Source organism: Inquilinus sp. OTU3971 (assembly GCF_038440215.1).
Window position 1 is genome coordinate 1 of the sequence record NZ_JASATH010000295.1, and the last position, 6,152, is coordinate 6,152.

The following is a 6,152-nucleotide window of genomic DNA, read 5'->3' on the forward strand; positions in this document are numbered from 1 at the left end:
CCCCCCGCCGCGCCCCGCCCCCCCCCCCCCCCGCCCCCCCCCCCCCCCCCCCCCCCCCCCGGGCTGGCCGGCCAGCCAGTCCCAGTGCCGCGGCAGAAGCGTCACCTCGCGGGCGACGACGCCGAGCTTCGGCCGGCCGGGGCCGCGCGGCGCTCCAGGCTCCGCCGACGGCGGCAGCCGGGCCAGCACCTCGGCCTCGCTGCCGCGCAGGTCGAGCTCGATCGGCCTGCTGGTGACGTCGTCGAACACCAGGACCGTGTCGCCGCGATCGGCGGCGCGCTTGGCCGCCAGCGCCACCTCGGCCAGCGGGCCGGAGGCGATGCGGCGGGCGCCCTGGAAGGCGGTGCAGGTGGAATCGGGGGTCACGGGCGCCCTCCCGGCGCAATGGAATTGCCGCTTTATACCCGGGTGAAAATCTCTTGTCAATTTCACCCGGGCGAAAATATCGAATCCGGCACATTCCCGGATTGAGCGAAGCGGCGGGACGTATATAAATAGACGTTCACTTATTTGGCCTGCCGATGCCCCGCCCCCGCACCATCCCGGACGAAGCCCTGCTCGACGGCGCCCTGGCGGTGCTGCGCCGGGCCGGGCCGGAGGGCATGACCTTCGCCGCGGTGGCGGCCGAGACCGGCCTGTCGGCGGCGACGCTGGTGCAGCGCTTCGGCGGCAAGGCAGCGCTGGTCCAGGCGGCGCTGCTGCGCGCCTGGGACCTGCTGGACGCCCGTACCGGGGCGGCCGATGCCGCCGCGCCGCCAACCCCGGCCGGGGCGGTGGCGCTGCTGGTGGCGCTGTCTGGCGACTACGGCGCCGAGGACGACTATGCCGAGGGGCTGCTGGTGCTGCGCGAGGATCTGCGCGACCCGGTGCTGCGCCGCCGCGGCACCGCCTGGGGCCGGGTGCTGGCCGCGGCGCTGGGCCGGCGCCTGGCCGATCATGCCGGTCCGCGGCCCGATCTCGGCCGGCTGATGGCGGCGCAGTGGCAGGGCGCCGTGCTGTGGTGGGGCTTCGAGCGCGGCCGGCCGCTGCCGGAAGCGGTGGCCGCCGAGCTGGAGGCGTTCTGCCGGGCGATCACCACTCCGGCCGATCAGAACCCCGCCCGGTCTCGGCTGCGGGGATCCTCGACCCGGCGCGACTCGTAGATCCCGCCCAGCCGGGCTGTCCGGCGCCAGGGCCGCGCCTTTTCCAGCGCAATGGCGAAGGCCGGGTCGTCGCGGTCGAGCGTGACGAAGACGAGGTCGGAGTCCCCGTTCCGGCCGCCTTCGGCCAGAACGGCGCCGGTCGGCCCGATCAGGCTGCTCGGCAGTGACTGGCTGCACTGCGCCGGGATCGCCAGCCCGATCCACAGGCAGGTGGCGGCGGCATGCGCCTTGGCGAGAACGCCGTAGATGGGATCGCGGGAGTAGGAGGACACCAGTACGATATCTACGCCCAGCGCCTCGTACTCCGCGAAGACCTCGGGAAAGACATTCTCGATGCAGATGGCGCAGCCGAAGGTGAAGCCGTCCACCGCGAAGGTCAGCGGCGCCTGGCCGGGCGAGAACCAGCCGGTGATCTCGGTGTGCGAGCAGCGCCGCTTGTCGTAACGCCCGGCCAGCGCGCCGGTGTCGGCGATGACGTAGAGGCTGTTGTGCGGCCGGTGCGGGGCGGTCAGCGGATGAGCGCTGCCGATCACCACCCACAGGCCCAGGCTGCCGGCGAGGGCCGCCGTCTCCTCCAGCTCCTCGCGCAGCGCCGGCCAGTCGACCTCGTCCCACGAAGCGATCTCGGATTTGCAGTAGCCGGAGGCGGCGCCCTCCGGGAACTGGACCAGCCGCGCCCCGCCCGCCGCGGCGCGGCGCATCAGGCCGCGGATCTCCCGGCCATTGGCGCGGACGTCGCGGTCGATCCCGCTCTGGGCGACGGCGATGCGCAGCGGTCCGGCCATGTCAGCCGCCCTCCCCTTCGGTGACCCGGCTGGGCAGCAGCTCGCCAGAGCGCTCCAGCACCGGATAGGCCGCGGCCGCCACGATGTGGCCGTTGACCCGCTTCATGTCGCGCAGCAGGTCGAGATGCAGGGCGCTGGTCTCGGCCGTATCGCGGCGGCCGGCGCGCAGCCGCTCGAAATGCGACTGGGTCGCCGCCGCCTCGAGGTCGCGGAACGCCACCTTCTCGTCGACCAGCAGCCGTGCGGCGCGGCGGTCGTCGGTCATGAACAGCGAGGCGGCGGTACGCAGGTTGATGACCAGCCGGTCCATCATCGCCAGCAGCTCGGCCTCGCCCTCCTTGGAGAATTCGAGGCCGCGCTTGAGCCGCTTGGCGCAGTGCGGCAGCAGGTTGCCGTCGATCACGTCGCCCGCCTGCTCCATGTTCATGGCGAAGTTCAGGATCTCGCCCAGCCGGCGGTGGTCGGCGTCGCTGAGCGATTCGGGGTCGAGCGAGGTCAGATAGGTCTTGATGGCGGTGTTGAGGTGGTCGAGCACGTCGTCCATCCGCTTGGTCTCGGCGATCAGCTTGCGGTCGCCCTTGCGCAGCGCGTCGCGGGCGCCGTGCAGCATCGTCTCCAGCACATCGGCCAGCCGCATCGCCTCGCGCGCGGCGCCGCCCAGCGCCACGATCGGCGTCTCCCGCGCCGCGGCGTCGAGATAGAGCGGCCGCGACGGGTCGGCCGGGTCGACCCGGCGCGGCAGCAGGCGCTGCAGCAGCTTCGAATAGGGCGTCAGCAGCGGCAGGAAGATGACCGCCAGCGCCAGGTTGAACAGGGTGTGGAAATCGGCCACGGCGCGGGCGTTGTCGGGCTCGACCGTCACCATCAGCGGCCCGATCCAGCGCAGCAGGGCCAGCGCCACGATCACCCCGAACAGCCGGTTGGCCAGGTTGCCGATCGGCAGCCGCTTGGCGGCGGGATCGTCGCTGGAGACGCCCTCGATCACCGGGTTGATCGCGGTGCCGAGATTGGCGCCCAGCACCAGGGCGAAGGCGGCCTCCGGCGGCACCACGCCGTTGGCGGCCAGCGACATCACCAAGAGCACCACGGCGACACTGGAATGCACCGCCCAGGTGAAGACGGCGGCCAGCAGCACATCGACCACTGGCTCGGTCGAGATCGCACCGAGCAGCAGGCGCAGGCTGGGCGCGTCCTCATAGGGCGTCATCAGCGTCAGCAGCTGGTGCAGCGCCATCAACATCAGGCCGAGCCCGATGAACACCCGGCCGAGGTCGTGCGTCGGCGTGCTGGAATCACGCCGGAACAGCAGGACGCCGATCAGGATCAGCGCCGGCGCCGCGGTGGCCACGTCGAAGGACAGCACCTGCACGATCAGCGTGGTGCCGACATTGGCGCCGAGCATCACCGCCAGCGCCGGCACCAGCTCGACCAGCCCGCCGGCGGCGAAGCCGGCCACCATCAACCCGGTGGCCGTGCTGCTCTGCAGCACCGCGGTGACACCGATGCCGGCGAAAAAGGACCGGAACCGGTTCTTCAGCGCGCTGCCCAGGATCGAGCGCAGCTTGGGCCCGAAGGTGCGCTGGATCCCGGTCTGCACCATATGCGTGCCCCACAGCAGCAGGGCGATGGAACCGGCCAGGTCGATCAGCGTGACGGGAAAGCTCATCCTCGGGCCTCGAAAGGCAATCGCCTCCGCTCTTGTCTTCACATAGGCTTTGTGTCGGACGAGCCGGGTGATCGGAACGGCGGGAACCGCGCGATGGTTCCTGATTTGCCCGGGCCGATCAAGGCCTGGGCACGGTGGAGGATGGGATGCCGGGCAAGACCAAGGCCGTCCGGGTGCAGCACGGCGCCCTGCCCTACCGGATCGGGCCGGACGGCGCGATCGAGATCCTGCTGGTCACTTCGCGCGAGACGCGGCGCTGGATCATCCCGAAGGGCTGGCCGATCAAGGGGCTGAAGCCGTCGAAATCGGCGGCGCGCGAGGCCTATGAGGAGGCCGGGGTGCGCGGCGCGATCGGATCGAAGGCGATCGGGAGCTTTGTCTACGACAAGTGGCTGTTGGAGGGGGTGAGCGTGCCCTGCGAGGTCGGCGTGTTCCCGCTGAAGGTCGAGCGGCAGCACAAGACCTGGCCCGAGCGGCACGAGCGCGAGACCCGGTGGTGCAGCCCCGAGGAGGCGCTGGACCTGCTGGACGATCCCGGGCTGCGGGACGTGGTCGCCGGATTCGTCGCGCGGCTGGAAGCGCGCAAGGCGGCGGAGTAGGGCCGTCCGGCCCGCACCGCGCCGGTTTTGACGGCGCACCGCTTTGGTGGCAGGGTCCGCGCTTCCGCAACCGGATGCCCGCTCCCCTGCCATGCCCCAGACCCAGACGCCCCTGCCCGACACCCTCGACGAGATCCGCGCCCTGCTGCGCCACCTGCCGGGCCCGGACCTCGAGGCCGGCACGGCGGTGCGCGAGCGCGACCGGCAGCTGACCAAGCCGCCCGGGTCGCTGGGCCGGCTGGAGGATCTGGCGGAGTGGATGGCGGTGTGGCAGGGCCGGCACCCGCCGCAGCTGCGCCGTCCGCGCGTCGCGGTGTTCGCCGGCAACCACGGCGTCGCCGTGGCCCAGGGCGTCTCGGCCTACCCGGTCGCGGTGACGGCGCAGATGGTGAAGAACTTCGTCGCCGGCGGCGCCGCGGTGAACCAGCTGTGCCAGGTCGCCGACAGCGATTTGCGGGTCTATGAGCTGGACTTGGAGCACCCGACCGCCGACTTCACCATCGCCCCGGCGATGACCGAGACCGAATGCGTCCGCGCCATGGCCTACGGCATGATGGCGGTGGAGCCAGGCCTCGACCTGCTCTGCCTGGGCGAGATGGGGATCGGCAACACCACCGCCGGCGCGGCGCTGGCGACGGCGCTGTTCGGCGGCGAGGCGGCCGACTGGGTCGGCCCCGGCACCGGCGTCGACGCCGCCGGGGTCCGGCACAAGGCCGAGGTGGTGGCCAAGGGCGTCGCCGCCCACCGCAAGGCGATGACCGACCCGCTCGAGGCGCTGCGCCATCTCGGCGGGCTGGAGCTGGCGGCGATCACCGGCGCGGTGCTGGCGGCGCGGATGGCGCGCATCCCGGTGCTGCTCGACGGCTACACCTGCACCACCGCCGCCGCGGTGCTGTGGGCGGTCGACCGGCATGCGCTGGACCACTGCCAGATCGCCCATGTCTCGGCCGAGCCGGGGCATCGCCGCCTTCTCGAGAAACTGGGCCGCACCGCGCTGCTGGACCTCGGCATGCGGCTCGGCGAGGGCTCCGGTGCCGCCCTGGCGATCGGCCTGGTGCGCGGCGCCCTGGCCTGCCACGAGGGCATGGCGACCTTCGCCCAGGCCGGGGTCAGCGACAAGGAGTGAGACTGCGCGGCATGGCCGGCTGATGGCAGTCTCTCCGCTTCCGGTGCCCACGGACTGATGTCCGCTGATGGACTCCGCACGGCCGCCCCCGGTAAGGTGCCGGCAGCGGCGCCCCGGCCAAGCCGTCGATCGCGGCGCGACCAGGAATACATCGCCGAGGACATCACAACCGGCCTGTCGCGCCCGGCGGCTGGACCCGGCCGGCTTGGACGCCTGGGACTGCGTCATGCGCGCCGGCTGGCGCTGGCCGGCCTCCTGGCCATCGCGCCGGGCGCCACCATCGCCAACACCCGCGCCGGCGTGCCCTGGAAACAGGCCGAGGTGCTGGAGTGCTATCTCGACGCGCTGCGCCGGGCGAGGCTGCCGGAATGATTGTCGAATCTGGTGCCGGCCGTACGACCAGGGGCGGAACCAACGGAGGCCCAGGATGCGCTATCTGCTGATCGTCCATGTCGACCGCGCCCTGATCGGCCGGCTGTCGCCCGAGGAAGGCCGCGACCTGACGCGCCGCTGCATGGCCGCTGACGACGAGCTCCGCCGCAGCGGCCACCTGATCGTCTGCGGCCCGCTGGCCGAGCCGGAGACCGGCCGGATCGTGCGGCGCCGCGGCGACAGGATCTCGGTCACCGACGGCCCCTATGCCGAGACCAAGGAGCATCTCGGCGGCTTCGTCCTGATCGAGGCCCGCGACATGGACGAGGCGGTGGCGATCGCCGCGAAATCGCCGATGACGGCGATGGGCAGCATCGAGGTGCGCGAGCAGCCGCCGATGGAGTGACGTCTTGGGGGGGGGCCGCCCGGCGCCCCCCCGCGCCCCCGCGTAACGGTTTAAAA

The 6,152-nt window shown here is 72.3% G+C and carries 8 protein-coding genes; 5 read left to right on the forward strand and 3 right to left on the reverse strand.

What is annotated here, in order from left to right; genetic code table 11:
- The coding region (locus AAHM41_RS38065) for a DUF2239 family protein (protein WP_342241846.1) at positions 1–366 on the reverse strand (366 nt) is incomplete at its 3' end.
- A gap of 155 nt (positions 367–521) precedes the next feature.
- On the opposite strand from AAHM41_RS38065, the gene AAHM41_RS38070 reads away from it, so the two are divergent.
- Positions 522–1,142, forward strand: coding sequence for a TetR/AcrR family transcriptional regulator (locus AAHM41_RS38070; protein ID WP_342241847.1), 621 nt, complete (start codon positions 522–524; stop codon positions 1,140–1,142).
- Here the strand turns inward: AAHM41_RS38070 and AAHM41_RS38075 are convergent.
- The gene (locus AAHM41_RS38075; protein WP_342241848.1) at positions 1,088–1,927 is read right to left on the reverse strand and encodes a carbon-nitrogen hydrolase family protein; all 840 of its coding nucleotides are present in this window, start codon (positions 1,925–1,927) and stop codon (positions 1,088–1,090) included. The two genes, AAHM41_RS38070 and AAHM41_RS38075, sit on opposite strands and share 55 nt — an antisense overlap.
- Position 1,928: 1 nt before the next feature.
- A complete protein-coding gene (locus tag AAHM41_RS38080; RefSeq protein ID WP_342241849.1) occupies positions 1,929–3,593 on the reverse strand; it encodes a Na/Pi cotransporter family protein in 1,665 nt (554 codons plus the stop codon).
- 146 nt (positions 3,594–3,739) lie between these two features.
- Here AAHM41_RS38080 and AAHM41_RS38085 point away from each other — a divergent pair, with 146 nt between their 5' ends.
- From AAHM41_RS38085 to AAHM41_RS38100, 4 genes are all read left to right on the forward strand, one after another.
- Positions 3,740–4,192 (forward strand): NUDIX hydrolase, encoded by a 453-nt coding sequence (locus tag AAHM41_RS38085; RefSeq protein ID WP_342241850.1) that lies wholly within the window; start codon positions 3,740–3,742, stop codon positions 4,190–4,192.
- Positions 4,193–4,283: 91 nt separating this feature from the next.
- Entirely contained in the window at positions 4,284–5,318 is a 1,035-nt protein-coding gene (gene cobT, locus AAHM41_RS38090) for a nicotinate-nucleotide--dimethylbenzimidazole phosphoribosyltransferase (RefSeq protein ID WP_342241851.1), read from the forward strand.
- Between the two features lie 57 nt (positions 5,319–5,375).
- Positions 5,376–5,690, forward strand: a complete 315-nt coding sequence (locus AAHM41_RS38095) for a hypothetical protein (RefSeq protein WP_342241852.1) — start codon at positions 5,376–5,378, stop codon at positions 5,688–5,690.
- A gap of 55 nt (positions 5,691–5,745) precedes the next feature.
- On the forward strand, positions 5,746–6,096 hold the full coding sequence (locus AAHM41_RS38100) for a YciI family protein (RefSeq protein ID WP_342241853.1): 351 nt from the start codon (positions 5,746–5,748) through the stop codon (positions 6,094–6,096).
- Positions 6,097–6,152 lie beyond the last annotated feature (56 nt).